This is a genomic window from Sphingobium sp. (assembly GCF_041987595.1).
In the GTDB taxonomy this organism is placed as follows: domain Bacteria; phylum Pseudomonadota; class Alphaproteobacteria; order Sphingomonadales; family Sphingomonadaceae; genus Sphingobium.
This window is the reverse complement of the sequence record NZ_JBHIWJ010000022.1, coordinates 1-24650: the sequence shown is the minus strand read 5'-3', so window position 1 is coordinate 24650 and position 24650 is coordinate 1. Positions and strand designations below refer to the sequence as shown.

Genomic DNA, 24650 nt, shown 5'->3' with positions numbered 1-24650 from the left:
GTCTCTCTCCGTACTTTCCTGTTTTATGGGGGTCAGAGACCCAATACCGTCTTGGCGATGATGGTGCGCTGGACTTCGTTCGTACCACCGAAGATGGTCCAGGCGAGACTGTTGAGATAACGGGGCGCCGCCAGCTGCGCGGCCTTGCCGTGGATCGGCGCGGGCGCGGCCTCGCCATAAAGCGGTCGTCGTGGCTCCAGCTCCAGTCCGGCATAGCCGTAGAGCCGCACCGCCATGCCGTCGACCTGCTGGCGCAGAGTGGAGGCGATCATCTTCGACAGCGAGGTTTGCGGGCCGGGCGGCAGCCCCTTGGCGATTTCCGCCAGCACGCGCAGCTCCGTCATCTCCAGCGCCTGCGCGGTCAGCTCGATCCGGGCGAGGTCGGCCATGAACGCGCCGTCGTCCGCCATGGTGCCGCCTTCGCCATCCGGCTCCAGCGCGGCATTGCGGCGCAGTTTCTGGATGTCGGACAGCAGCTTGGGCGCATGGCAGGCGCCGCCGCGCTCATTTTCGAGCAGGAATTTGGCGATGGTCCAGCCCATGCCCTCCTCCCCCACCAGATTTTCGACGGGAGTCATCACCTCGTCGAGAAACACTTCATTGACCTCATGGTCGCCGGCAAGCCCCCTGATCGGCCGCACTTCGACGCCGGGCTGGTCCATGTCCACGAGCAGAAAGCTGATGCCGCGCTGGGCCTTGGCCGCCGGATCGGTGCGCACCAGACAGAAGATCTTGTTCGCATGATGGGCGTGGGTCGTCCACAGCTTGCGGCCGTTGATGACATAATGGTCGCCGCGCCGCTCCGCCCGCGTTCGCAGGCTGGCGAGGTCGGACCCGGAGCCGGGTTCCGAAAAGCCCTGACACCAATAGTCGCTGCCGTCGAGAATCCGGGGCAATATGCGAGCTTTCTGCTCCGCCGTGCCGAAGCGGCAGATGACGGGGCCGAGCAGCTTGAGGCTCAGCACCGGCAGGCTGGGCGCATCGGCCAGCGCGCATTCCTTCTCGAAAATATAGCGCTGCACCGGGGTCCATCCCGTGCCGCCGCAGTCCACCGGCCAATTATAGGCGAGCCATCCCTTTTCATGCAGGATGCGCTGCCATTCCTGGCCGATATCGGGTTCGACGAAGACGCCGGGCGTCGCCGCCATGCCTTCGCGCAGGTGCCGGGGCAGATGCGTATCGAGAAAATCCCGGACGCTCTGGCGGAAGGCTTCATCCTCTGGAGTGAAATGCAGGTCCATCTCTCTTATCGTTCCAAAATGGTGACGCCCGAAATGCCCGGCGCTCCATAGACATGGGTATAGGCCGTGCGGGGATTGCCGGGCACCTGGCGCCCACCGCCCGCGCCGCGAAGCTGCACGACATTTTCATAGACCTGCCGCAGCCCGGACGCGCCGATCGGCTCCCCGCAGGCAAGGCAGCCGCCATCGGTGTTGACCGGCAGCCGCCCGCCGATCCGGCTCCAGCCTTCGGCCAGCCATTCTTCCTGCTCGCCATCCTTGCAGAAGCCGTTTTCGGCCATGTGCATGATCTCGGCGCCCGACTCCGTGTCCTGAAGCTGGGCGACGTCGATATCCTCCGGCCCGATGCCGGCCATGGCAAAGGCGGCGGAGGAGGCGAGCAGGGTCGGCGCCCCGCCGCGCTCGATCGACAGGCTGGGGGAGAAGACCTCGAACGACCCCGGCGGCCGGGTGCGCGTCACCGCCGCCTTGATCCGGATATTCGCCCGCCCCAGTTCCCGCGCCTTCTTCTCGCTGGCGAGGATCAGCGCAACGCCGCCCTCGGCGGGCGAACAGAACATATATTTGGTGAGCGGATCGGAGATCATCGTGCTGGTCAGGATCGTGTCCAGATCGACCGGCGACCGGCGCCACGCGTGGGGCGCATGGACGCCATTGTCGAATGCCTTCTGCGCGACCCGGCCCAGCGCCTCATGGCTGATGCCATAATGCGCCATATAGCGTTGCAGCTTCATGGCGAAAAACTGCGTCGTCACCATCATGCCCACCGCGCCATACCAGTCGGGCAGGCTGTATTCGGCGGGCATGGCGTTGAAGGCGCCGCGCGGATGCTTGTCGAAACCGAAGGCGACGCCCAGATCATATTGGCCCGACGCCACGCCCTGCCACGTCCCGATCAGCGACGATCCGCCGGTAGCGCAGCCATTGCGGACGTTGATGATCGGAATGCCGGTCAGGCCCATTTCATTGACGACGGTGTCGGCATTGCCGCTGCTGTCGGAGCCGCCGAAGCCGAACTGCATGTCGGTCCAGCCAAGGCCCGCATCCTCCAGCGCCTTGCCGATCGCATAGGCGCCCTGCTGCAACCCGGACAGGCCATCGGTGCGGCCGAAGGGGTGGATGCCGATGCCGACGATGAAGACGTCCGCCATGGCTCAGCCCTTCCTGACCGGGGCGAAGGCGAAGGTGCGGATCGTGCGCCCCTGCGCATCTTCGTTCAGCGGAACGAGGACGGTTTCCATTTCCATGCCGATCCTCAGATCCTCGAACGCGACATCGGTGAAGGGCGCCTCCACGATCACCGCGCCGGGCAGCTCGACATAGCCGAGCGCAAAGGGGGTGAAATCTTCCGGCCCCGCATAGGGCGGGGTCTTGGGACGAAAGCGCTGCACCGTCCAGGACCAGAGCGTGCCCCGGCGCGGCAGGACGACCGGTTCAAAATCGCCGTTGCCGGTCGGGCACGGAAAGACGATGCGTCCTGTCGCCTTGTGCCGTCCGCCCACCAGCGCCGGCTGAGGCTCTGCCACGAACAGTCCTTCCGCAATGTCGATGACCTCACCCATGAACGGCCTTTCCTTGTCTGACCCGACTATGGAAAGAGTGGCGCGCCATGGCTTCTGTAAGAAAGAATAGGTTGGGAATAGTAAGAGGTCGCCACGGGACGGGCGCAAAGCAAAAACCTCCGCCCGTGGCCGGGCGGAGGCATCAAGGTGCACCGGCAAATCCTGTTTACGCGTGCTGGTGCTGGGGACAGGAGGGGACCGCGGCGACGCTGCCCAGATAGCCGAGCTGGGTCGCCTTGAAGACCGTCTGGCTGCGGTTGACCGCCTCCAGCTTGATCGCGGCATTGTGGATGTGGAACCGCACCGTGGCGCAGCTGCGGCCAAGGATCATCGCGATCTCGACGTCGGTCTTGCCCAGCGCCGCCCAGCGCAGACATTCGACCTCGCGCTTGGACAGGCGGCAGTTGCGCGGAATCCAGGGGCGCTGGCTGGTGACGCGGGAATAGCCGTTGATGAAGCGGCGGCTCTGATATTCCAATATGTCGGCGTAAAGATCGAACTCGCGCGACAGGTCGCTGCGGCCAGAATCGATCGGCGAGAAACTGACGACGCCGATCTGGCCGAAGGGCAGATGGACGGGAATGACAATGACGGAATCCGCATTCACCTCATCGCAGAAATGCGACATGTCGATCTGGTCGAGCAGGGGATTGGGTGCGCGGGTATGGATACCCTCCGCATTGGCCCAGAAGGGCTCGCTTTCATAACGGCAGGCGAAGGTGAGGGGGGAACTGAGCGCGAGCAGCGGCTTTTTCCACCACTGGTCCTTCGATCCGGGCCAGCCGAAGATGCAGGACGCCAGCGCGTTCCCGTCGGCATCGGTCATCGGCGTTTTCGAAGCGATGTTGGCGCAGGCTGCGACACGGAAATTGCTAAGCTCCCTAGCAAGATCGCGTAAGCCTTCAGCCGCAGGTCGAACATCGTCGATCGACGCGATGAAGATGGTGCCCTGCCTGCGGGATCTAAGGTCGACCGGGCTTGCGCTCTGTTGGTCGACATGATCCGTGCAGGCGACGAATGAGTCGTCTGATCTCTCCATGGGAGAAAGGCTACGCCCCGCGGGATGCTTAGACAAGCGTTCAAAACCTATGACTAGTGACAGGGGCCGGAACCCCGCCCCGCGCGCGGCTTTGGGTGACGAACTAGTGGAAAGGGCAGTCGGCTGGAGCGCCGTCGTCATGCTTTAACATGATCGGCACGCCGGCCTGCGGCGTGAACCGGGCTATGGAGAGTAGGGGACGTCAGCGTGGACTTCGATCTCAACGAAGAGCAGCGGCTGCTGCGCGATCTGGTCGAAAGGTTCGTCGCGGATCATTATGATCCGATCCGCCGCCTTTCCTACATTGCCGAACCCTGGGGCTTTTCGCGGCAGGGGTGGGCGATACTGGCGGAAACCGGCCTTTTGGCCCTCCCCTTTGCGCAAGAGCATGGCGGGCTGGGCGGGGGCGCGGTCGAACTCATCACCGTCGCGGAGGCGCTGGGCAAGGGCGTCGCGACCGAGCCGGTGCTGCCGGTCATCCTGACCGCCGCTTCGCTGATCGAGCGGGGCGCGACGGATGCGGTGAAGGCCGAACTGCTGCGGCGCATCATCGCGGGCGAAAGCCTGCCCGCGCTGGCGCATCTGGAGCGGGGGGCGCGCTTTCTGGCGACCAAGCCGCAGACGCGGGCGTCGGGCAGCGACGGGCAGGTTCGCGTCGATGGCGCCAAGAGCTGCGTGTTGGGCGGCGGCTATGCGGACCTGTTGCTGGTGACCGCCTGCGACGAGGATGGGGTGCCCGGCATCTATCTGGTCGATGCGGATGCGCAGGGCGTGACCCGGACCGACTACCGGCTGGTCGACGGGTCGATCGCCAGCGACATCCAGTTCAGCGATGCGCCCGCGGCGCTGCTGCCGAAGGGGCAGGACGCGCTGGAGGGGGTGCTCGATCAGGCGCGGCTTGCCATCATCGCCGAACTGGTCGGGCTGATGGGCCATATGTTCGACGCCACGGTCGATTATGTGAAGACGCGCCAGCAGTTCGGCCAGCCGATCGGCCGCTTCCAGGCGGTGCAGCATCGTCTGGCCGACGGCTATGCGATGGTCGAACTCAGCCGATCGCAACTCTATCGCGCCGCAGCCCAGAATCCGGGCACGGAGGAGGCGCATGCCGCGATCATCGGGGCCAAGGCCTATATCAGCGGCTGCGCGATGAAGATCGCGGAAGAGGCGGTGCAGTTGCATGGCGGCATCGGCACGACCGAGGAACTGATGGTGGGGCAGGCGTTCAAGCGGACGATGCTGCTGGCGGCGCTGCTGGGCGATGCCGACTGGGACCTGCGCCATTATGTGCAGCTGACGGCGGCGGCCTGACGGCCATGTTCACGCGGGTCACCCTGCTGAAGCGAAGGCCCGGCCTGACGGTCGAGGCCTTTCGCGATCATTATGAACGCCATCACCGGCGGATCGGGGAGCGGGTGCTGGCCGGCCATGCGCTGCGCTATGTGCGCCGTTATGTCGCGCCGATCGATGCCGGTGCGCCCATGCCCGATTTCGACGTGGTGATGGAGATCGGCTTTGCCGACCGTGCCGCGCATGACCGTTGCCTTGCCGCGCTGGCCGAACCGGCGGTGGCGCAGGAAATCGCGGAGGACGAGGAGCGGCTGTTCGACCGAACCGCCATCTTGTCTTTCACCGTCGAGGAATGCGAAAGCAGTTTAGGATCGCGTGATGCTTGACCGGACATCTTCAATCAGGATCGAAACAGGAATGTCGCAGAATTTCTACCGGGTGACCAGGGCGGAGGAGATTGCCGACCGGTCGTTGCAGGCCTTCATCGTCAATGGCTGGCCGGTGCTGATCGTGCGGGACGAGGGCAGGTTGCATGCCCTCATCAACCGTTGCTCGCATCAGGCGGCGAGCTTCGCGCCCGACGGGCGGGTGCGGCGCGGCGCGATCATGTGCCCGCTGCACGGCGCCCGGTTCAGGCTGGAAAATGGCGAATGCATGGGCGGCGCGGATTACAAGCCATTGATGCGCTTCGACCTGCGCGAAGATGGGGAAGGCTGGATCGAGGTGGCGGTGCCCGATGAAGCGCCCGGCGCGGAACATCTGCCGGTGACGCCGCTGGGTTGAGGGGAAGGTCAGCGTCGGGCAAAGAGGGGCGGGGTTTATTCTCCGCCCTTTTTCCTGTCCTTCGCCCATGCAATACCCCGGCGCAGCAGGTCGTAAAAGACCGGCAGGTCCCAGGCGCAGCGGTCGACCTGCGGCCACCAGTCCAGCGCCGGCTGCATGTCATAATGGCCCCGGCAATGGCCCAGCGTATTGTAGAGCACGGCGCCCGCGCCCTGCGGCTTGATATAGAGCACCGGATGCCGGTCGTGCGCCCAGACATGCTCGTCAAAGCCGGTGGCTTCGCCCTCGAATTCGGTTTCCAGCAGGACGTGCAGGTCGCCATGCCGCTCCATCAGATAGAGTTCGTCCGTCGTCTCGAACGGCTCCACCCCCTGCGTCAGCGGATGATCGGGATCGGCGACCGTCACCTTATAGGGCGCGATCGGCGGATGGGCGATGAACTGCGTCCCCAGCGTCTCCATCATCAGCGGCGCCCAGCGCGGGCTGCCGTAAAGGCCGTTGTCGAACAGGCGCAGCACCGAATTGGTGCCATGCAGCGCATACCAGCGCCCGCCATCCTTCACCCAGTCGCGCAACGCCTCCTGCACCTCCAGCGGCGGGATGACGTCGCAGGTGTAGGTGATCAGGAAATCCGCCTCGCGGATCGCGTCGATATTCGCATAATCCTCAAAAACGCGGGTGCGCACGCGGGGGTCTTCGCCGAGCAGTTTCAGCAACTCCAGCCGGGCGAAATCGAAATCGTGATACAGCCCGCCCGCGATCAGGACGCAGTTGATGCGCGCCGGTCTTTCCTCGCTCATTCCATGCTCTCCGGTCAGAACTGCACCCGCTTGGTCAGGCCGCCGTCGACGACCAGGCTGGCCCCGGTCATGAAGCGGCAGGCGGGCGATGCGACGAAGGCGATGGCGCGGCCGATCTCTTCGCCGGTGCACATGCGGCCCATGGGAATTTGCGAGAGGATGCTGTCGTAAAATTCCGTCATATTGGCCTTGATCGCGGCCCATGGACCGTCATCGGTATAAATGGGACCGGGGATCAGGCAGTTGACGCGTATACCCTCCGCCGCATGTTTCTGCGCCAGCGCATTGCTGTAGTTGATGACCGCAGCCTTCAGCGCATTATAGGGCTGTGGCCCCATGAAATCCTCCACCGCGCCGGTCGAGGACAGGGTGACGATCGACCCCGCATCGGACTGTTGCAGGAAGGGAAGCGCCGCCCGGATGCCCCGCGAAAGGGGCAGGATGTCGGCGTTCATCACGGCCTGCCATCCTTCGTCGCTGTCGACGCCCAGATTGGTGGAGACGAAGGAAATGAAGATATCGCATCCGCCCAGCGCATCCGCCGCCTCCTCGATGAAGGCCGGCAGGGCGACCGCGTCGCTGGCGTCCACCGCCTTGCCGAAGGCCTGCACGTCGAATCCCCTGACCGTCTCGACCACCCGGTCGACCTTTTCCTGCGTGCGGCCGCACAGGGCGACATCACAGCCCTCCTGCGCCAGAACCTCCGCCGCGTGGCGTCCGACGCTGGCATTGGCGCCGATCAGGATCGCCTTCCTGCCCTTCAGTCCCAGATCCATTGCACTCTCCCGACCGTAAAACCGTTTGTCGCCCGGCAGCATAATCGCCCTGTCACGGGAGGGCACTGACGATTTCGCCAGTATAAGCGTCAAACCATGGAAATTGAGAGGGGCCGAAACCGACATGAAGCCTTAAGGAGGGGAAGAGGAAGAGGAGGCATTGCTTCGCATGAAGACGATCGGCGGATATGTGCGGGACCATGGCGCCCGGCGGAGCAGCGCCGTCGCGCTGGTCTTTGAGGGGTTGGAAACCAGCTATGGCGAGTTGGACCGCCGCGCCAGCCGCATCGCCAACGGCCTGGCGGCGATGGGTCTTCAGCCCGGCGCGCGGGTCGCCTATCTCGGCAAGAATCGGGACGTTTATTTCGAATATTGGATGGGCGCGATCCGCGCAGGAATGGTGCTGGTGCCGATCAACTGGCGGCTCGCCCCGCCGGAGGTCGCCTATATCCTGCATGATTGCAGCCCCGTGCTGCTGGTGGCCGATCCCGAATTTCTGGCGCGGCTCGATCCCGCGCCCGGCTGCCCGGTGCTGCTGACCGAGGCGGGGGAGGGCGAACTGTTCGCGCAGTGGCGCGACCGGCAGGCCGAGGGCGATCCGCAGGCCGACGGCGGCTATGAGGATGTGGTGCTGCAACTCTACACCTCCGGCACGACCGGCAATCCCAAGGGCGCGATGCTGACCAACCGCAGCCTGCTCGCGCTGCGGGACGCGGTTCCGGCGGAGGCGCTGCCCGACTGGTATCGCTGGAGCGCGGAGGATGTGGCGCTGGTCGCCATGCCGATCTTCCACATCAGCGGATCGGGCTGGGGGCTATGGGCGCTCCAGCATGGCGCGAAGGCCATTGTGGTGCGCGACTTCGACCCGCATCAGGTGCTGGACCTGCTCGTGCGCTATCGCATCACCAAGCTGATGATCGTGCCCACCGCGCTGCGGATCGTATGCGACGATCCCAAGGCGGCGGATACGGATTTCAGCTTTCTGGAGACCATCTGCTATGGCGGCTCCGCCATTCCGCTCGACCTGTTGCGGCAGGCGATCGGCGTGTTCGGCTGCGGCTTTGCGCAAATGTACGGGATGACCGAGACGGCGGGCACGATTACCGGCCTGCCGCCGCAGGATCATGATGTGGACGGCAACCCCCGCATGGGCAGCGTCGGCCTGCCCCTGCCGGGCGTCGAGATCCGCATTCTCGGCCCCGACGGCGCGGAACTGGCGCGCGGCGAGGTGGGCGAGATCGCGATCCGCTCCGACGCCACCATGACCGGCTATTATAACCGGCCGGAGGCGACCGCCGAGACGATCGATGCCGATGGCTGGCTGCGCACCGGGGACGCCGGGCGGATGGACGCGGACGGCTATGTCTATCTTGCCGACCGGATCAAGGACATGATCATCACCGGCGGCGAGAATGTCTATCCGGCCGAGGTCGAAAATGCGCTGTTCAGCCACCCCGACGTCCATGACGTCGCGGTGATCGGCGTACCCGACCCCAAATGGGGCGAAGCGGTGAAGGCGATCGTCGTGCCGGTGGAGGGCCGCCAGCCCGATCCCGTCGCCATCATCGCATGGGCGCGTGAGCGGATCGCCGCCTACAAGGCGCCCAAGTCGATCGCCTTCTGCGAAGCGCTGCCGCGCAATCCGTCCGGCAAGGTGCTGCGTCGCCTGCTGCGCGAACAATATCGCTGACCTGCGATTTTCAGGAGTATTGGAGCAACGCGAAGCCGCTTAGCCTGCCTGTCAACGAGAAGAGAAAGGAGAGGCGCGTGAGCCGCAACTATTCAGGACCGCTGGAAGACCGCATCGCCATCCGCGAATTGATGGAAAGCTATGCCGACGCAGTGAACCGGCACGATCGGGAGTTGATGACCAGCCTCTGGGCCGAGGACGGCCATTGGGACCTGTCCCACTATCCGGAACTGGGCATCGTGTCGGGACGCGACAGGGTGATGGAGCTTTGGGCGAGCGCGATGCCCGCCTATCCCGAACTTTCCTTCATCGCCATGCCCGGCATGATCCGCGTCGATGGCGACACGGCGGAGGCCCGAACCTATTTTTCCGAAGTCTATACCGACCCCGAAAGCGGCCGGGATAAGCGCGCCCGCGCCTGCTACAACGACAGGCTCGTGAAGCGCGACGGCCAGTGGCAGTTCAAGGAACGCATTTTCGGGATCATCCATCAGACCTGATCGCGGTCGCGCCCAAGCCCCATCGTTCCAGCAGGAGATATTGGCCCATGATCGTCGTGACCGGCCTCATCCATACCGACCCTGAAACCCTGCCGCGCCTTTACGCCCGTCTGAAGGCCCTGTGCGAACCCTCCCGGGCGGAAGATGGCTGTATCTTCTACCATATGGGTGTGGAGGACGAGCAAAAGGGAACGATCATGGCGATGGAGGCGTGGCGCGACATGGATGCGCTGACCGTGCATCTCGCGCAGCCTGCGATCGTCAGTCTGCTCTCGGATTTCGAGGGCCAATATAGCAACGACGTATCGGTGCACATGGTCAGCGAAACGCAGAAATTCGGCGCCTGATCGCTGTCGGGAAACCGCCGGCTTCGATCTCTCCATAACCGTGCCGGCGGCGGGGAGGCCCGGATTGCGCGCGCGATCCGGGCCTTCTTGGATGGAAATGCCCTCCCGTGCCGGGGGACTGGCCTTCGCCCTTGTCGCGAAAGGGCTACACTGCCTTCCGATCCGGGCTCGCCAGATGACCGTCCGCGATGAACGTCCGTTCCTTCCGGTCCGAAATCGCTCTAAGGCCATGACGACAGACATGGAAAACAGGGGAGTCGGATCATGGCTATTGTGGCGGTAACCGGAGCGGCGGGCGCCTTGGGGCGCGAGACGGCGGCGCGGCTGGGCGCGGCAGGATGGCAGGTCGTCGGCATCGATCTGGGACAGGTGCCGCAGGACGGGCTGGCGCTGGCCCTGAGCGGCGTCGACCTTGCCGACGAGGCTGCCATGGCGCAGGCCGCCGGGCGGATCGAACAGGAGTTGGGCGGGCTGGACGCGCTGGTCAACATTGCCGGGGGCTTTGCCTGGGAAACGGTGAGCGACGGTGCGGTCGCGACATGGGACCGGCTTTACCAGATGAACGTCCGCACGGCGCTGATCGCGACCCGCGCCCTGATGCCGCTGTTGCGCGTCAAGGGCGGCGCCGTCGTCAACATCGGCGCGGCTGCCGCGGTCAAGGCCGCCGCAGGCATGGGCGCCTATGCAGCGTCCAAGGCAGGCGTCGCCCGGCTGACCGAAGCGCTGGCGGAGGAACTCAAGGATGAGGGCGTGCGGGTGAACGCGGTGCTGCCGAGCGTCCTGGACACGCCCGCCAACCGCAGCGACATGCCCGACGCCGACTTTTCGCGCTGGGTGTCGGCGGGGCAGCTGGCGGAGGTCATCGCCTTTCTGCTTTCCCCGTCGGCGGCCCCGATCACCGGCGCGCTGATCCCTGTGACCGGGCGCGTGTAAGCACGGGAATCACCGGCGCGGCGCCAGCCCGCCGGTGACGATCTCTACCAGCGAGGCCGCAATTTCGTCCGCCGGTTTCGGTCCGGCCGGATCATGCCAGCGCGCAGGCCAGTTGAGCGCGCCCGCCAGCGTGAAGGCGGCCATCTGCACATCGACCGGCGCGATCGATCCGTCGGCAATGCCCGCCTCGATCAGTCCGCGCAGCGCCAGATCGATGTCCCGCTTGCGCGCCCGGAACTGGGCGGCGGCCTCTGGCGAGAGCGCTTCGTCCCCGGTGCGCACGACGCAGCGTCCAAAATCATCCATGTTGATCTGCGCATAATGCAGCAGGAACCGCCGCAGCCGGTCAAGGCCGCTGCCCGGCTCGTCCTTCGCCGCCTCGGCCGCCATACGCAGCGGCTCCAGCCCCCGACCTTCCTCGCTTTGCGCCTGCTCGGCTGCGATCCGCAGCGGCTTTAGCCCCCGCGTCACGCATTCGATCAACACCTGCTCCTTATTGCCCAGATAATGGTAGATGGTCGGCTTGCTGATCCCCAGCGAGGCGGCGACGTCATCCAGCGACGTTGCATGAAAGCCCCGCGCATTGAACATGCGGACCGCCGCCCGCAGCACGGCTTCGCGCTTTTCCGCCCGTTCCCTGATTTTCTCCTCGCGACTCCGGAACGGGGAGGGCGGGTTGGACGCGTCGGGCCGGATGGAGGCAGGGCTGGGCAATGAAAACTCCTTACGCTCCCCTATTGACAAGAAACGCAGGTATAAGCAATCTACTCATCAGTATAGGATAGACGAGCGGGTTTACGCGCTCCGGAGGAACCAGCGATGCAGAATGATCCTGTCGTCATTGCGGGCTATGCCCGGACCCCCATGGGCGGTTTTCAGGGCGCTCTCTCGCCGCTCAGGGCCACCGATCTGGGCGCGGCGGCGGTGAAGGCCGCCGTGGAACGCGCCGGGATCGCCGCGGATGCGGTCGACCGCATCTATATGGGCTGCGTCCTGCCCGCCGGACTGGGGCAGGCCCCGGCACGGCAGGCGGCGCTGGGCGCGGGGCTGGGCCTCAACACCGAAGCGACGACGGTGAACAAGATGTGCGGATCGGGCATGCAGGCGGCGATCATGGCGCATGAGGCGCTGGCCGCCGGGACGGCCGATGTGGTGATCGCGGGCGGGATGGAAAGCATGACCAACGCCCCCTATGCCCTGCCCAAGCATCGCGCGGGCGCGCGGATCGGCCATGACCGGATCATCGACACGATGATGATGGACGGGCTGGAGGATGCCTATGAGCCGGGCAAGGCGATGGGCGTCTTTGCCGAGGAAGCGGTGCGCGACTATCAGTTCAGCCGCGCCGATCAGGATGATTATGCGATCCGCTCGCTCGCCCGCGCCAACCAGGCGATCGCGAGCGGTGCCTTCGCCCGCGAAATCACCCCGGTCACTGTAACGGGCCGGGGCGGCGAAACCGTCATCGACACCGACGAGCAGCCCGGCAAGGCGCGCCCGGACAAGATCCCGGCACTCAGGCCCGCCTTCGCGAAGGACGGCACGATCACGGCGGCCAATGCCTCCTCCATATCGGACGGGGCGGCGGCGCTGGTCATGACGCGTCGGAGCGTGGCGGAACGGCTGGGTCTGCCCATCGTCGCGAAGGTCGTCGCGACCGCCGCGCACGCGCATGAGCCTGCCAAATTCACCACCGCGCCGGTTCCCGCCATGCGCAAGGCTCTGGAAAGGGCCGGATGGTCGGTGGAGGATGTCGATCTGTTCGAAGTCAACGAAGCCTTTGCCGTGGTTGCGATGATCGCGGCGAAGGAGCTGAACATTCCTGCCGACAAGCTGAACGTCAATGGCGGCGCGACGGCGTTGGGCCACCCCATCGGCGCGTCGGGCGCGCGGATTTTGGCGACGCTGATCGCCGCGCTGGAAAATCGCGGCCTCCGGCGCGGCGTCGCCAGTCTCTGCATCGGCGGCGGCGAAGCGACGGCTATGGCGATCGAACTGGTCTGAGATTTTTTGAGAATGCGCCTATCGGCGCCTGGGAAATCGCTCTTCCGCGATTTCTAAAACGGACTCTGACAGGAGCAAGGCAGAATATGGACATCAAAGGGGTAGCCGCCATCGTGACCGGCGGGGCGTCGGGGCTGGGCAAGGCCACGGCGAAGATGCTGGCAGACGCCGGCGCGAAGGTCGCGATCTTCGATCTCAGTGAAGAGGCGGGCCGGGCGAGCGCGGCTGAAATCGGCGGCGTCTTCGTCAGCGTCAACGTCGCGGACGATGCCAGCGTCGCGGCAGGGCTTGATGCGGCGGAGGCCGCGCATGGGGTTGCGCGCCTTCTGGTCAACTGTGCAGGCATCGCCCCGGCCGTAAAGACCGTGGGCAAGGAAAATGCGCCCCATCCGCTCGACATCTATCGCAAGACGATCGAGGTCAATCTGATCGGCACGTTCAACGTCATTTCCAAATTCGCCGCCCGTCTGGCGGCGGCGGATGACAGGGACGGCGAACGCGGCGTCATCGTCAACACCGCGTCGGTCGCCGCCTATGACGGGCAGATCGGGCAGGCCGCCTATAGCGCGTCGAAAGGCGGCGTGGTGGGCATGACGCTGCCGGTGGCGCGCGACCTGGCCCAGCACAAGATCCGCGTGATGACGATCGCGCCGGGCATCTTCCTGACCCCGATGCTGGAGGCTTTTCCCCAGAATGTGCAGGATGCGCTGGGTGCGCAGGTCCCGCATCCCAGCCGTCTGGGCAAGCCCGCCGAATATGCGCAGCTGGTCGAATCCATCATCCGCAATCCGATGCTGAACGGAGAGGTCATCCGCCTCGACGGCGCGATCCGCATGGCGCCGCGCTGAAGGGCGGCCGGCGCTGAGGGCCTGAATCTGGCCCTGAGCGTCAGCCTATCCCCTTCAGGAATATTCCCGTGACCAGCTCGGCATGCGCGGCCATTTCCGGTTCGGTCATGGGTCCTGCGCCGAACAGCAGGCGGCGCTGCCATTCGCCGAAGGCCATGGCGACGAACTGCGTGGCATAGCTATGGCACCGTTCGGCGGCGATTCCTTCGCTGGCCAGGATGGCGGTCACCGGCGTGACCTGATAGCGCTCGAACTGGAGCCGGGCGATCTGCCGCACTTCGTCGAACTCGCTGCCTTCCCGGTATATCAGCCGGGCGATTTGCAGGCTGAGCGGCGAAAATAGCTGCCGCTGCATTTCCGTCGCATAGGCCACGAGCCGCGAATGAAGATCGCCGTGCAGGTCGGGCAGGTCGGGCTGGATCTGGCGCCCGGAATATTCCAGGCAGGCTTCGAACAGGGCCAGCTTGTCGGGAAAATGATTATAGAGGGTGCGGCTCGAAACCTGCGCCTTGTCGGCAATGTCGCGCAGCGAAGCGGCATGAAAGCCCGCCCGCGCAAATTCCTCCAGCGCGGTGACAATCAGAAATTGCCGCTTCTGTTCGGACTCTTCCGCACTCGGACGCCCGGCCCGCCTCTTCAAACCCCGCTCGGTCATATTCGTCATCGTTTGCCCAGCAAGGCAGCAAAAGCAAGGCCATGCAGCCGCATTTGACTAATTACACGTATAACTGTAATTAATGACCATGAGTCGGCAACAGCCCGACCATTGGATGGAGGATTTCACATGTCCCTTGCGGGAAAGGCGAAAGCGCCCGAACTCGACGCCGCCATCGAGGCGCTCGATCCGATCATGGCGCTGATGGCGTTGATTCAGATCAACGGGGACCGCACATTGCTGCATCGCTATTGGGACGTCCTTGAAGGAAAGCAGGAATCCGTCGTCGAAGCCTTTCGGGACATCGATGCACATCAAGTCCGGGAGCCGATCGACCCAGTCGTCGCGAAAGAGATACGGAATGCGCTGCGGGATGCGGTCAAGTCCGGCAGGCCCCCGGTCATGCCCCACATCGACATGCCGATGTTCCGCAAAATGTCCCGGCTGCTGCTGGGCAGGGATCTGCCGGAAATGTCGGTCGAGGTCGCGTTTCAACATGCCGGCTTCACCACCGACACGCGCAGGCGACAGGCGAAAGAAGTGCCGCCTGCGGATTTCAGGGTCATCGTGGTCGGCGCCGGCATGATGGGCATCAACGCCGCGGTCAAGCTTCAGCAGGCCGGTTTCGATTACACCATACTCGAAGCGCTGGACAAGGTCGGCGGCAACTGGTTGACCAACACCTATCCGGGCGCGGCGGTCGATACGCCCAGCCGCGTCTATTCCTATTCTTTCGAGCCCAATGCCTCCTGGACGCAATTTTATCCGCGAGGACCCGAATTCCTCTCCTATCTCGAGCGGGTCGCCCAGAAATATAATCTGCGCGAGCACATCCGGTTCGGTACATGGGTGGAGGGCGCCGAATGGGACGAGAAGCGCAAGATGTGGATCGTGAAAGCCGTGCGCGACGGCAGACCGGAAACCCATGAATGCCATATGCTCATCATGGCGGTGGGACCGAACAACAATCCCAATTACCCGCATGTCAGGAACCTGGACAGGTTCAAGGGGCCTGTCGTTCATTCGGCCGCATGGGATCACGGCGTCGACCTCAAGGGCAAGAAGGTCGTGCTGGTCGGCACGGGCTGTTCGGGCGTTCAGGTCGCGACCGCCATTGCGGACACCGTTGGCGAATTGGTCATCGTCCAGCGCCAGCCTGAGCACATCATTCCCAATCCTCAGGCCCATGCGCCCGTAGCTGCGCTGGAACGCTGGGCGATGGAGCATATTCCCTTCGTCGCGAACTGGAAGCGGCTGCAAAGCCTGGAAAGCCAGATGGGCGACATGCATGGCATGGTGATGAAGGATGAGGAATATGCGAGGCGGACCGGCGGCTTTGGTCCGATTAACGACGGCATGCGGCTCTATGCGGAAGCCTATCTGAAAAGCCATTTTCCCGACGACCCGAATATGGTCGAATTGTTGACGCCCCATTTCCCGGTCTTTGCCAAACGGCCGATCCTCGATTGCGGCTTTTACGACGCGTTGAAGAAACCCAATGTCAGCATCGTTCGGGGCGAACTGGCTGAAGCGGACGAACAGGCCGTGATTCTGTCTGATGGAACCCGGATCGAATGCGACGTTCTGCTCCTTTCCACCGGCTATAATCTGCATTTCGGCCGCCAGTTCGACATCCGCGGCAAGGGCGGCAGGACACTCAAGGACGCTTTCGATCCGCATCCCTTTTCCTATGAGGGCTTGCTCATCACCGGCTTTCCCAACTTCGTGTTCATGGGCGCGCCTTATAGCTATCTCGTCGCAAACCATGCCGTGGTGAGCGAGCAGCAGGTCCACTACATCATCGAACTGCTGCAATGGATGGTCGACGATCACCTGTCCTCCATCGATGTGTCGGCGCAGGCAACCAGGGCCTTTGTCGATGATGTCGACGCCGATCTCGCCAGAACCGCCTGGGTCCAATGCGGCAGCGCACATGGCTATTATCGCGACAGGGGCGACGACGGATCGAAGAAGGTCATTCTGGCCATTCCGCGCCACAATTCTCGTATTTGGCACGATCTGCGCACGCCCCGTGAAGAGGATTTCATCGTGACCCGGGAGGAAGGATCAGCGCCGATGCCGTCACGCGAAATGACCATGCTGACGATCTGATACCGCCCCTGATCCAGTGGCGCCAAACATTAATTGAAAAATGGGAAGACTATGGCCGATCAGATTGCTCCCGCATCCAATCATGGAATGTCCTATATTTTCGGTAAGACATTTGTGCATGATCTTGATGCCATGGCGAAATTCTATGAGGAAGTGTTGGGTGTGGTCCCGCACAACCGGCATAGGGATGTGATGCTGGGCCGGGAAATTGACGAAATCACCTATTGTCCGGCTTATCCGGGTGGGCCTGCGCTGACGCTGATCAAATATCTGGACTCCACCGGCCCCGTTGCAGGGGAAGCCGTGCAGGGCTTCCTTTCGCACGATCTGGAAGCGACGGTCGACCGGGCCTTGGCTGCCGGCGGAAGCGTGCCTGATCCCATTCGGGAAATTGCTGCTTTCGGACTGCGGGTAGCCTTCATCGTAGATCCCGAAGGGCATGTTAACGAGGTGATTCAGATGCTGGACTGACTTCTGACCTGGGGAACCTCAGAATTCCCTTGCTGAGAATTTCCCCCCGGTGCACGGCCGGTGTGTTCGCGAAAGCCTGCGATATGGATGATTCAGCCAGCATTCCGCCTGATGCTCTGGATGAGGATGCCTGAAAGGGATTGGCGCAGCCCTCTAGCTGCGCCAGCCTTCATACCCCGAAGCCGCCGGAGACGGAAATGCGCTGTCCGGTGACGTATCCGGCCTCATTGGACGCAAAGAACAGGCACGCATGGCCAATCTCCTCGGCCGTGCCCCAGCGTTTGAGGCAGAGCAGGCGATGGCTGTTGTCGATCCAGCGCTGGTCGATCTGCCCGAGCCGCGTCAGTTCATGGAGTTGGCCGGCATCGATGACGCCGACCAGGACGGAATTGGCGCGGATGCGATGGCGTCCTTCCTCCTTGGCGATGCCCTGCACCAGTTGTTCATTCGAAGCCTTGACTGCCACCGACATGCCGTCGCGGGCAGGCCACCAGTCATGACCGGCCGATCCGAGCGTCACGAAGCTGCCGCCGCCCAGATCCCGCATGTGCGGAATGATCCGCTGAACTACGCAGAGGAAGCCGTGGACTTCCACATCGAAGGCGTGGCGCCATTCTTCCATTGGTGTGGATGAGAGGTAGCGCTGGTTGACGAGCGGTCCCGCCGCCCAGATCACCGTGTGAATACGGCCGTGCGCTGCGATGACATCTTCCACGACTGCGTCGATGTCGCCGGCCCTAGTCACATCCGCAGCATGGATTGTCGCCATGCGCCCTGCTTTCCGGGCCTCCGCGGCGACCTGTTCCGCGCGATCAGCATTGTTCCGGTAGGTGATGGCGATGTCGCACCCGGCCTGCGCAAAGACTTTGGAGATTCCACTGCCAATTCCGCCGCTGCCGCCGAACAGAAGGGCACATCCTTCTGGAAATGTCGCCACAATATTTCCTTTCTTCTTGATTGTTTCCCTCAGGAGGAAGACGCGGGATTTTTGCCTCGCCACTCGGATGTCATTTCGCCAATATCAAGCGGCCGCACCATCATCAGCACGCCGCTCCATTCCTGTCCTTCCAGACGAGCCGCCTGCTCCTGTTCTCCGATCAGGTGGATGTCCTCCCGCAGCGCTTCGAACAGGGCATGGACGCGGGCGCGTCCGCTCTCGCTCATTGGCACCATGTCGGACACGTAAAGGGCATCGGGCGATCCAAAGTCCATCGACAGAAAAAGCGGTTTTACCGTTCGTTCGAACGCGATCGACAGAGGACCGCCGCGGCGCCATCGGACCGATCGGCGTAGCTTGGGGCGGATGCGCCCTCGCGGCGCGCTATCGATCAGGCCCAGCCGTTTCAGACGGTCGAGGTGCGTGTCCAGCCGCTCGCCGGGCAAACCGAATTCCCGCTCAATGTCGCGCCGTTGCGCCCCGTGCAGGATAACGAAGAAAACGAGCGCGAGCGCGCGATCGGCTGCAAGAACCCGCTCCTGCGCCAGCGTGAAATGTTCCAGCCGTTCGTCGTCGCCGCGGCCGAGCAGATCGCGCAGGTCGATATCCGCGATCGCGCAGATTTCATCCAGACGGTCGAGCGTCAATCCGTCACCGCGCAGCCATCTCCAGACGGTAGGTTCCGCCACATCCAACTCCTCCGCGAGACGGATCACGCGCAGTCCACGCGCTTTGAGTTCCCGCCTCAGTTCGGAAAGGACGGTAGCTATGCCGGGCCTTCGCGTCCTTGCCATTTTTTCGCATCCTTTCATAAAATGATAGGATAATATTATTAAATGATAGATATGCGCACAACCCGGTTGCCAGCCGACCAGCCCGAAGACATCTTCCGCGAAGAAAATTTGGAACGGTGCCAGCGCGCCGCGGGAGATGGACGATGGCAGGGACGGCGGATTATACTCTGGGCGAATTTACGTTTCCGCGTGGCTGGCTGATGGTGGCGCGGGCCAGCGATGTAAAGGACGCACCCCTGTCGCTCCGCCTGTTCGGAAAGGATCTGGTGATCTATCGCGGCGAATCAGGCCGCATCGTGCTGATGGGCGCCTATTGCCCCCACATGCAGGCCCATCTTGCCGCCGAGCAGACTTCGGGTGCCGCGGCGCACAGGATCGAGGGCGATTCCATCCGCTGCCCCTATCATAGCTGGCGCTTCGGCCCTGATGGCCGCTGCGATCATATTCCCTATTTCGATGGCGCCATTCCCGCGGCTGCGAAAGTTCGCGCCTATCCCGTCGAGGAACGGTTCGGCTGTGTCTTTGCGTGGCACGATCCCGAGGAGGGCCTGCCGGACCACGCGCTTCCCGACCTGCCGGAATGGGACGATCCGCAATGGATTTGCGGCGACTATGACGATCTGGGAACATTGCCTGTCCACCCGCAGGAGATACTCGACAATCTGGTCGACACCCGCCACTTTGGTCCGATCCATGGACAGAAACTGGCCTATTTCGACTCCGTCTTCGACGGTGTCGTGGGCAGACAGGTGTCGGGTGGCGGGCACGAAACCATGACCAGCGAGGAAGGCATTCTGGACGTCGATGCCTTCTATACGGGGCCGGGAATCCTGATCGCCCGCTATTCAGGGGAAACGGATGCGGTGCAGATCATCTGCCATACCCCTAAAGAGGATGGCGTGACGCAGGTCTGGCATGGCATCATTACCAGGGCGCGCCATCTGCCGCCGGGACCTGACGATGTGGAACTGCGCGCCCAATATCATCAGGCTGGACTGGCGGCCTTTTCGCAGGATTTTGCGATCTGGAAGACCAAAGGGCCGGCCATCACCATTCTGCGCCTGCCCACTGATGGGCCGTTTCACCGAAGCCGAGCCTGGTATCGGCAATTCTACAATCCCCGCGCCCGAGCGGCGGAGTATCAGGCCCGCGCCAATGGCGTGCATCATACGGCGGGCATGGCGCCCGCGCCCAATCTGGCTGACGCGGCCGAATGAACAAACGATACAGCATAGGAAGGAATAGAATGAGCAGGCAATTTCCTGAAGGCGCCGTCGCCGTCTTTGGCGGCAGCGGGGGCATCGGCAAGGGCGTCGCGCTGGAGTTCGCCAGGGCCGGGACCGATGTGGCGATCTTCTATCGGTCCAAGCGGGACAGCGCTGAGGCCACCGCCGAGGAAATCCGTGCCATGGGCCGCAAGGCCAGCATCCATCAGGCCGACGCCCGCCAATATGAGGAACTGGAGGCAGGCTTTGCCGCCGCCGTCGAAGCTCATGGCCGCGTTCACAGCATCGTGTGGGGGGCGGGACCGATCGTCGCGCAAGTCAACATTGCCGACTGGACGCTGGAACAGTTCCGCGCGTCCATGGAGATCGAGGCCTTCGGATTCTATTATGCGGCGCGGATCGCCATTCCGCATTTTCGCGCACAGGGCGGCGGATCTTTCGTTCATCTGGGATCGGGCGGTCACGATTGGTGGCCGCATCTGGACGGCCTGTCGGTCGCCCCGAAGGCGTGCAATGAGTCCCTCGTCAAGGGTATCGCCAAGGAGGAGGGTGTGCACGAAATCCGTGCCAATTCCGTGCTGGTGGGCGTGATCGACGCCGGACAGTTCAAGGTCGGTCAGGAACAGGGCTATTTCGATGAGAATTGGGAGCGGGAGGTCAAGAAGCTGCTGCCCATCAAGCGTTGGGGCAAGGCCGAGGACATCGGCAAGGCCGCCGTGTTCCTGGCCTCCGATGATGCCAATTACGTGACCGGCCAGACGTTGTCCGTGGCCGGCGGTTTCGGTGTGTAATGCGGCTTGGGGGGAGGATCTGACGTCCTCTCCCCTGCAAGCTCGGCCTGACGGTATGAGCCTTTTTGTCATGGCCTTTGAGCTATTCCGACATTCCTCAGGACGCTTTTCCGGGCGAAACAGAAGGCCCCAAGGAGAAGGATGAGAGAATGGGCGACGAAAGCCTGATGGCTCGTATCGACCGGCTGGAATCGCTGGACGCGATCCGCCAGTTGCCGGCGAAATATGCTCTCGCGCTCGACATGCGCGATTCCGATGCCTGGGTGAGCCTGTTCCCCGAAGATGTGCGCGTGGGCGGCGGCAAGTCCGGACGCAAGGCGCTGCGCGACTGGTTCGACGAAACCCATTCGATGCAGTTTGACGGCACGTCGCATCATATCGGTGGGCACATCATCGACTTCGACGATCCCGACCATGCGCAGGGCGTCGTCTATTCCAAGAATGAACATGAGTGCGGCGCGGAATGGGTCATCATGCAGATGATGTATTTCGATCAGTATGAACGGATCGAGCGACGCTGGTATTTCCGCCGCCGTCTGCCGCTTTACTGGTATGCGACCGACCTCAACAAGCCGCCCATCGGCGACCGGAAGATGCGCTGGCCCGGAGTGCCGCCCTATCATGGCAGCTTCCATGACCTGTTCCCCAGTTGGAAAAGCTATTGGGAGCGGCAGGGTCAGCCCCATGACGGCCCGGTCGAGCCGCCCGCGCCGCTGGAGAAATTCATCGAGACGATGCGCCGTGGCGCGCCATTGCCCAAGCCCCGCGTGCGGAGCTGAGCGTCGTGACCGTCACCGAGCGCAACGTGGCCGCCGTGCAGAGCATGTTTGGCGGCTATTTGGAGGCGTGGAAAACCCGTCGCATGCCGGTTCCGCCCCGCGGGATGCTGGTCTGGGCGCCGGGCGCGGTGGCGGAAATCGGCGGGCACGTCCTGCCCGTTGAGCCGCATGACGTCGCTGACGATCCTTTCTTCCTCCAGATCGAAGCGGACTATTATTGGGCCGCGATCCCTGACTGGCGGGTGACCGAACTGGATGTGGCCGGCAGCGGCGACACCGTTCTGTCCTTTGCGAAGTTCGAAGGCACGGGGCCAGATGGAGCGCTCGATCCGGTCTGGCTGGCGGATCGCTGGCATTTCGACGCCGATGGCCGCATCGTTCGCTGGCAGCAGATGACGGATCTGGCCGCATGGGCGCGGTGGAGCGCGCTCACCGGTCAGGACTACCCCACCTATATCGCAGCGGCCTTCGCCAAGGCCGGTCAACCCCCAAGGTTCGTTCCATGACTGACATATTCTCCCCCGTAACGCTGGGCGACATCATGCTTGCCAACCGCATCGTCATGGCGCCGATGACCCGCGATCGGGCCGGGCCGGGCGATGAGCCGACCGACATCATGGTCGAATATTATCGCCAGCGCGCCGGCGCGGGGCTGATCGTCACCGAAGGGACGCAGCCCTCGCCCACGGGCAAGGGTTACTGGCGCACGCCGGGTATCCATAGCGATGCGCAGGTCGAAGGCTGGCGCAAGGTGGCCGACGCCGTGCATGGCGAAGGCGGGCGGATCGTCATGCAACTCATGCATGTCGGGCGCGCCGCCGTGCAGGCGAACAAGGATGCAGGCGCCGACACCGTCGCTCCGTCCGCAATCCCCTGCGCCGACAAGATCCCCGGCCCCGACGGCGTGCCGGTCGATACCGTCATGCCCCGCGCCCTCGCCGCGAGCGAGATACCGGACGTCATCGCCGAATATGTCGCAGCGGCGCGCAACGCGATCCGCGCGGGGATGGACGGGGTGGAACTGCACTGCGCCAGCGGTTACCTGCCGATGCAGTTCCTCTCGTCGAACAGCAACCAGCGCACCGACGCTTATGGCGGGCCAGTCCAGAACCGCATCCGCTTCGTCGTGGAAACGCTGTCGGCACTGGCGGCGGCAGTCGGGCCGGGCCGCGTGGGGTTCCGCATCTGCCCCGGCGTCAGGTTCAACGGCATGGACGATGCCAACCCGCATGAAACCTATGCAGCGCTGCTGAAGGCCGTAAATGGCCTTGGCCTCGCTTACTGCCACCTGATCCACATTCCTCTCGACGGACAGGATGCGCTGGATCTGGTGCGGCAGCACTGGAACGGCGCGGTCATCGAGAATGGCGGCCTGACCTTCGAGAAGGCAAAGGCCGTGCTGGCGGAAGGCAAGGCGGAGGCCGTGTCCTTCGGCTATCTCTACATCGCCAATCCCGATCTGGTGGAGCGCTTCCGCACCGGGGCCGCGCTGGCCAAGGGCAATCGCGCCAATTTCTACACGGGCGAGGGCGACGATCGCAAAGGCTATACCGATTATCCCATGCTGGGCGCCTGAGCGGGCCAGCGCCAATATCCAAGGAGAGAGAGATGGTGAAGCTGCTGGAAGGGCGCACCGCGCTCGTGACCGGAGGCGGACAGGGTGTGGGCCAGGGCGTTGCCCGCGCTCTGGCGCAGGCGGGCGCGAACGTCGCCATCGCCCAGCGCAAGGCCGATCAGGGTGAGGAAGAGGCGAAATATCTGCGCGACACCTATGGTGTCGATGCCTTCTTCATCAAGACGGACGTGACAAACCGTGCTGAGGTCGAAGCGATGGTCGAGCAGGCGCATGAGCGTTTCGGCCGCCTCGACATCCTCGTCAACAACGCAGGCGCCAGCTTCCCCAAGCGGTTGGAAAAGCACACGGACGAGGAGATGGAAGGTTCCTTCGCCCTCAACTATTATGCCGTCTTCTGGGCGATGCGGGCGGCGTTCCCGATCATGAAGGCGCAGGGCTATGGCCGCGTCATCAACATGGGGTCGCTGAACGGGGTGAACGCCCATATGTTCACCGTGGCCTATAACGCCAGCAAGGAAGCGATGCGCGCCCTGACCCGCACCGCCGCGGTGGAATGGGGTCCTTTCGGCATCACCTGCAACACCATCTGCCCATCGGCGGTCAGCCCGCAGGCGAAGGACTATTTTGCCGCCAATCCGGAGATGACCGCGGCGATCCTGAAGCAGGTGCCCGCTGGCCGCTTTGGCGACGCGGAAAAGGATATTGGCCCTATCGCCGTTTTCCTGGCGAGCGAAGGCGGCGGCTATATGAGCGGCAACACGCTGTTTGCCGATGGCGGCGCGCAGGTGAACGGCGTCGCCTGGCGCCCCGAAGTCGAGGATTGAGCTTTATGGAAAGGCTGAAAGGCAAGCGCGCTGTCGTTACCGGCGGCGCGCAGGGCATCGGTGCGGCCATCGCCCGGCGGCTGGCGGCGGAGGGCGCGACCGTCGCGGTGCTCGACATCAATGGTGATGGCGCGGTGGCGGTATTGCCCGCGCCGCATATCGGCCTTGCCTGCGACGTTACGGACAGCGCTTCGGTGGACAGGGCCTTTGCCGCCATCAAGGCAGCGATGGGCGGCGTCGACATTCTGGTGAACAATGCCGGGCGGGGATCGGCGCCGGGCGACGGCATGGACAAATATTACGCCGCGCAGGCGCAGCAGGCGGCGGGCGAAAAGGTCTTTGCCGACCAGACCATATATTGCGAGGACGAGGGTTGGGACGCCGTGCTCAACCTGACGCTGACGGGCACCTTCCGCTGCACGCGGGCGGCCGTGCGGCTGATGGCGGCGGACGGGATCGGCGGGTCGATCATCAACATCGCCTCCACATCGGCGGTGAATGGCGTTGGTCCCGTGCCCTATTGCGCGGCCAAGGCGGCGGTGATCGGCATGACGCGGGCGATGGCGCGGGAACTGGCCGGGCGCGGCATTCGCGTCAACGCCATCAATCCCGGCGCGGTGGAAACGCCGATCTATGCCGGCCTGCCCGAAGAACTGAAGCAGAGCCTGGCCA

The 24650-nt window shown here is 63.8% G+C and carries 28 protein-coding genes; 18 read left to right on the top strand and 10 right to left on the bottom strand.

The features are described from left to right. Positions 1-32: 32 nt before the first annotated feature. The 4 genes from ACFC3J_RS08150 to ACFC3J_RS08135 form a co-directional block, all read right to left on the bottom strand. Positions 33-1241 (bottom strand): acyl-CoA dehydrogenase family protein, encoded by a 1209-nt coding sequence (locus tag ACFC3J_RS08150; protein WP_375195687.1) that lies wholly within the window; start codon positions 1239-1241, stop codon positions 33-35. Between the two features lie 5 nt (positions 1242-1246). Then, the gene (locus ACFC3J_RS08145) at positions 1247-2392 is read right to left on the bottom strand and encodes a thiolase family protein (RefSeq protein ID WP_375195686.1); all 1146 of its coding nucleotides are present in this window, start codon (positions 2390-2392) and stop codon (positions 1247-1249) included. Positions 2393-2395: 3 nt separating this feature from the next. Next, complete coding sequence (locus tag ACFC3J_RS08140) at positions 2396-2803, bottom strand: Zn-ribbon domain-containing OB-fold protein (RefSeq protein WP_375195685.1); 408 nt, start codon at positions 2801-2803, stop codon at positions 2396-2398. Positions 2804-2969: 166 nt separating this feature from the next. Then, a complete protein-coding gene (locus ACFC3J_RS08135) occupies positions 2970-3629 on the bottom strand; it encodes a LuxR C-terminal-related transcriptional regulator (protein ID WP_375195684.1) in 660 nt (219 codons plus the stop codon). Positions 3630-4049: 420 nt separating this feature from the next. On the opposite strand from ACFC3J_RS08135, the gene ACFC3J_RS08130 reads away from it, so the two are divergent. The 3 genes from ACFC3J_RS08130 to ACFC3J_RS08120 are packed head-to-tail and all read left to right on the top strand — an operon-like array spanning position 4050 to position 5915. Then, positions 4050-5153, top strand: coding sequence for an acyl-CoA dehydrogenase family protein (locus ACFC3J_RS08130; RefSeq protein WP_375195683.1), 1104 nt, complete (start codon positions 4050-4052; stop codon positions 5151-5153). A gap of 5 nt (positions 5154-5158) precedes the next feature. Further along, a complete protein-coding gene (locus ACFC3J_RS08125; RefSeq protein WP_375195682.1) occupies positions 5159-5518 on the top strand; it encodes an EthD domain-containing protein in 360 nt (119 codons plus the stop codon). 31 nt (positions 5519-5549) lie between these two features. Next, positions 5550-5915: a Rieske (2Fe-2S) protein gene (locus tag ACFC3J_RS08120; protein WP_375195681.1), complete on the top strand. Its 366-nt coding sequence runs from the start codon at positions 5550-5552 to the stop codon at positions 5913-5915. A 35-nt stretch (positions 5916-5950) separates the two neighbouring features. On the opposite strand, the gene ACFC3J_RS08115 is transcribed toward ACFC3J_RS08120, so the two are convergent. Beyond that, complete coding sequence (locus ACFC3J_RS08115) at positions 5951-6715, bottom strand: ThuA domain-containing protein (RefSeq protein WP_375195680.1); 765 nt, start codon at positions 6713-6715, stop codon at positions 5951-5953. A 14-nt stretch (positions 6716-6729) separates the two neighbouring features. Further along, the gene (locus ACFC3J_RS08110) at positions 6730-7491 is read right to left on the bottom strand and encodes an SDR family NAD(P)-dependent oxidoreductase (protein WP_375195679.1); all 762 of its coding nucleotides are present in this window, start codon (positions 7489-7491) and stop codon (positions 6730-6732) included. A 169-nt stretch (positions 7492-7660) separates the two neighbouring features. Here ACFC3J_RS08110 and ACFC3J_RS08105 point away from each other — a divergent pair, with 169 nt between their 5' ends. From ACFC3J_RS08105 to ACFC3J_RS08090, 4 genes are all read left to right on the top strand, one after another. Then, positions 7661-9181, top strand: a complete 1521-nt coding sequence (locus tag ACFC3J_RS08105) for a fatty acid--CoA ligase (protein ID WP_375195678.1) — start codon at positions 7661-7663, stop codon at positions 9179-9181. A gap of 77 nt (positions 9182-9258) precedes the next feature. Next, a complete protein-coding gene (locus ACFC3J_RS08100; RefSeq protein WP_375195677.1) occupies positions 9259-9681 on the top strand; it encodes a nuclear transport factor 2 family protein in 423 nt (140 codons plus the stop codon). A gap of 47 nt (positions 9682-9728) precedes the next feature. Further along, positions 9729-10028 (top strand): putative quinol monooxygenase, encoded by a 300-nt coding sequence (locus ACFC3J_RS08095; protein WP_375195676.1) that lies wholly within the window; start codon positions 9729-9731, stop codon positions 10026-10028. A gap of 264 nt (positions 10029-10292) precedes the next feature. Further along, complete coding sequence (locus ACFC3J_RS08090; protein WP_375195675.1) at positions 10293-10961, top strand: SDR family NAD(P)-dependent oxidoreductase; 669 nt, start codon at positions 10293-10295, stop codon at positions 10959-10961. A gap of 9 nt (positions 10962-10970) precedes the next feature. On the opposite strand, the gene ACFC3J_RS08085 is transcribed toward ACFC3J_RS08090, so the two are convergent. Next, on the bottom strand, positions 10971-11675 hold the full coding sequence (locus tag ACFC3J_RS08085) for a TetR/AcrR family transcriptional regulator (RefSeq protein WP_375195674.1): 705 nt from the start codon (positions 11673-11675) through the stop codon (positions 10971-10973). 105 nt (positions 11676-11780) lie between these two features. On the opposite strand from ACFC3J_RS08085, the gene ACFC3J_RS08080 reads away from it, so the two are divergent. Beyond that, complete coding sequence (locus ACFC3J_RS08080) at positions 11781-12965, top strand: acetyl-CoA C-acyltransferase (protein WP_375195673.1); 1185 nt, start codon at positions 11781-11783, stop codon at positions 12963-12965. A gap of 86 nt (positions 12966-13051) precedes the next feature. Next, positions 13052-13813: an SDR family NAD(P)-dependent oxidoreductase gene (locus tag ACFC3J_RS08075; RefSeq protein WP_375195672.1), complete on the top strand. Its 762-nt coding sequence runs from the start codon at positions 13052-13054 to the stop codon at positions 13811-13813. Between the two features lie 40 nt (positions 13814-13853). Here the strand turns inward: ACFC3J_RS08075 and ACFC3J_RS08070 are convergent, their stop codons facing one another. Further along, entirely contained in the window at positions 13854-14468 is a 615-nt protein-coding gene (locus ACFC3J_RS08070) for a TetR/AcrR family transcriptional regulator (protein ID WP_375195671.1), read from the bottom strand. A 129-nt stretch (positions 14469-14597) separates the two neighbouring features. On the opposite strand from ACFC3J_RS08070, the gene ACFC3J_RS08065 reads away from it, so the two are divergent. Both ACFC3J_RS08065 and ACFC3J_RS08060 read left to right on the top strand, forming a co-directional pair. Then, positions 14598-16580: an NAD(P)/FAD-dependent oxidoreductase gene (locus tag ACFC3J_RS08065; protein ID WP_375195670.1), complete on the top strand. Its 1983-nt coding sequence runs from the start codon at positions 14598-14600 to the stop codon at positions 16578-16580. 51 nt (positions 16581-16631) lie between these two features. Continuing rightward, positions 16632-17051, top strand: a complete 420-nt coding sequence (locus ACFC3J_RS08060) for a VOC family protein (protein ID WP_375195669.1) — start codon at positions 16632-16634, stop codon at positions 17049-17051. A 169-nt stretch (positions 17052-17220) separates the two neighbouring features. Here ACFC3J_RS08060 and ACFC3J_RS08055 read toward each other — a convergent pair whose 3' ends face one another. Then, a complete protein-coding gene (locus ACFC3J_RS08055) occupies positions 17221-17988 on the bottom strand; it encodes an SDR family NAD(P)-dependent oxidoreductase (protein WP_375195668.1) in 768 nt (255 codons plus the stop codon). Positions 17989-18017: 29 nt separating this feature from the next. Further along, the gene (locus ACFC3J_RS08050; RefSeq protein ID WP_375195667.1) at positions 18018-18782 is read right to left on the bottom strand and encodes a helix-turn-helix domain-containing protein; all 765 of its coding nucleotides are present in this window, start codon (positions 18780-18782) and stop codon (positions 18018-18020) included. Between the two features lie 143 nt (positions 18783-18925). Between ACFC3J_RS08050 and ACFC3J_RS08045 the strand changes: the two genes are divergently transcribed. The 7 genes from ACFC3J_RS08045 to ACFC3J_RS08015 all read left to right on the top strand — a co-directional run. Continuing rightward, the gene (locus ACFC3J_RS08045; protein ID WP_375195666.1) at positions 18926-19999 is read left to right on the top strand and encodes a Rieske 2Fe-2S domain-containing protein; all 1074 of its coding nucleotides are present in this window, start codon (positions 18926-18928) and stop codon (positions 19997-19999) included. A 29-nt stretch (positions 20000-20028) separates the two neighbouring features. Next, positions 20029-20799 (top strand): SDR family NAD(P)-dependent oxidoreductase, encoded by a 771-nt coding sequence (locus tag ACFC3J_RS08040; protein ID WP_375195665.1) that lies wholly within the window; start codon positions 20029-20031, stop codon positions 20797-20799. A gap of 149 nt (positions 20800-20948) precedes the next feature. Beyond that, a complete protein-coding gene (locus ACFC3J_RS08035) occupies positions 20949-21578 on the top strand; it encodes a nuclear transport factor 2 family protein (RefSeq protein WP_375195664.1) in 630 nt (209 codons plus the stop codon). Between the two features lie 5 nt (positions 21579-21583). Further along, positions 21584-22084, top strand: coding sequence for a nuclear transport factor 2 family protein (locus tag ACFC3J_RS08030; RefSeq protein WP_375195663.1), 501 nt, complete (start codon positions 21584-21586; stop codon positions 22082-22084). Further along, positions 22081-23154: an alkene reductase gene (locus ACFC3J_RS08025; RefSeq protein ID WP_375195662.1), complete on the top strand. Its 1074-nt coding sequence runs from the start codon at positions 22081-22083 to the stop codon at positions 23152-23154. The genes ACFC3J_RS08030 and ACFC3J_RS08025 overlap by 4 nt, the downstream gene beginning before the upstream one ends. A 32-nt stretch (positions 23155-23186) precedes the next feature. Further along, the gene (locus ACFC3J_RS08020; protein WP_375195661.1) at positions 23187-23978 is read left to right on the top strand and encodes an SDR family NAD(P)-dependent oxidoreductase; all 792 of its coding nucleotides are present in this window, start codon (positions 23187-23189) and stop codon (positions 23976-23978) included. Between the two features lie 5 nt (positions 23979-23983). Next, a partial coding sequence (locus tag ACFC3J_RS08015; RefSeq protein WP_375195660.1) for an SDR family NAD(P)-dependent oxidoreductase occupies positions 23984-24650 on the top strand: 667 nt, incomplete at its 3' end.

What these genes read in the sequence shown, in the direction of transcription:
- ACFC3J_RS08150 (WP_375195687.1), bottom strand. Translation starts at nt 1,241, where the DNA reads ATGGACCTGCATTTCACTCCAGAGGATGAAGCCTTCCGCCAGAGCGTC.
- ACFC3J_RS08145 (WP_375195686.1), bottom strand. Translation starts at nt 2,392, where the DNA reads ATGGCGGACGTCTTCATCGTCGGCATCGGCATCCACCCCTTCGGCCGC.
- ACFC3J_RS08140 (WP_375195685.1), bottom strand. Translation starts at nt 2,803, where the DNA reads ATGGGTGAGGTCATCGACATTGCGGAAGGACTGTTCGTGGCAGAGCCT.
- ACFC3J_RS08135 (WP_375195684.1), bottom strand. Translation starts at nt 3,629, where the DNA reads ATGACCGATGCCGACGGGAACGCGCTGGCGTCCTGCATCTTCGGCTGG.
- ACFC3J_RS08125 (WP_375195682.1), top strand. Translation starts at nt 5,159, where the DNA reads ATGTTCACGCGGGTCACCCTGCTGAAGCGAAGGCCCGGCCTGACGGTC.
- ACFC3J_RS08120 (WP_375195681.1), top strand. Translation starts at nt 5,550, where the DNA reads ATGTCGCAGAATTTCTACCGGGTGACCAGGGCGGAGGAGATTGCCGAC.
- ACFC3J_RS08115 (WP_375195680.1), bottom strand. Translation starts at nt 6,715, where the DNA reads ATGAGCGAGGAAAGACCGGCGCGCATCAACTGCGTCCTGATCGCGGGC.
- ACFC3J_RS08110 (WP_375195679.1), bottom strand. Translation starts at nt 7,491, where the DNA reads ATGGATCTGGGACTGAAGGGCAGGAAGGCGATCCTGATCGGCGCCAAT.
- ACFC3J_RS08105 (WP_375195678.1), top strand. Translation starts at nt 7,661, where the DNA reads ATGAAGACGATCGGCGGATATGTGCGGGACCATGGCGCCCGGCGGAGC.
- ACFC3J_RS08095 (WP_375195676.1), top strand. Translation starts at nt 9,729, where the DNA reads ATGATCGTCGTGACCGGCCTCATCCATACCGACCCTGAAACCCTGCCG.
- ACFC3J_RS08090 (WP_375195675.1), top strand. Translation starts at nt 10,293, where the DNA reads ATGGCTATTGTGGCGGTAACCGGAGCGGCGGGCGCCTTGGGGCGCGAG.
- ACFC3J_RS08080 (WP_375195673.1), top strand. Translation starts at nt 11,781, where the DNA reads ATGCAGAATGATCCTGTCGTCATTGCGGGCTATGCCCGGACCCCCATG.
- ACFC3J_RS08075 (WP_375195672.1), top strand. Translation starts at nt 13,052, where the DNA reads ATGGACATCAAAGGGGTAGCCGCCATCGTGACCGGCGGGGCGTCGGGG.
- ACFC3J_RS08070 (WP_375195671.1), bottom strand. Translation starts at nt 14,468, where the DNA reads ATGACCGAGCGGGGTTTGAAGAGGCGGGCCGGGCGTCCGAGTGCGGAA.
- ACFC3J_RS08065 (WP_375195670.1), top strand. Translation starts at nt 14,598, where the DNA reads ATGTCCCTTGCGGGAAAGGCGAAAGCGCCCGAACTCGACGCCGCCATC.
- ACFC3J_RS08060 (WP_375195669.1), top strand. Translation starts at nt 16,632, where the DNA reads ATGGCCGATCAGATTGCTCCCGCATCCAATCATGGAATGTCCTATATT.
- ACFC3J_RS08050 (WP_375195667.1), bottom strand. Translation starts at nt 18,782, where the DNA reads ATGGCAAGGACGCGAAGGCCCGGCATAGCTACCGTCCTTTCCGAACTG.
- ACFC3J_RS08045 (WP_375195666.1), top strand. Translation starts at nt 18,926, where the DNA reads ATGGCAGGGACGGCGGATTATACTCTGGGCGAATTTACGTTTCCGCGT.
- ACFC3J_RS08040 (WP_375195665.1), top strand. Translation starts at nt 20,029, where the DNA reads ATGAGCAGGCAATTTCCTGAAGGCGCCGTCGCCGTCTTTGGCGGCAGC.
- ACFC3J_RS08035 (WP_375195664.1), top strand. Translation starts at nt 20,949, where the DNA reads ATGGGCGACGAAAGCCTGATGGCTCGTATCGACCGGCTGGAATCGCTG.
- ACFC3J_RS08025 (WP_375195662.1), top strand. Translation starts at nt 22,081, where the DNA reads ATGACTGACATATTCTCCCCCGTAACGCTGGGCGACATCATGCTTGCC.
- ACFC3J_RS08020 (WP_375195661.1), top strand. Translation starts at nt 23,187, where the DNA reads ATGGTGAAGCTGCTGGAAGGGCGCACCGCGCTCGTGACCGGAGGCGGA.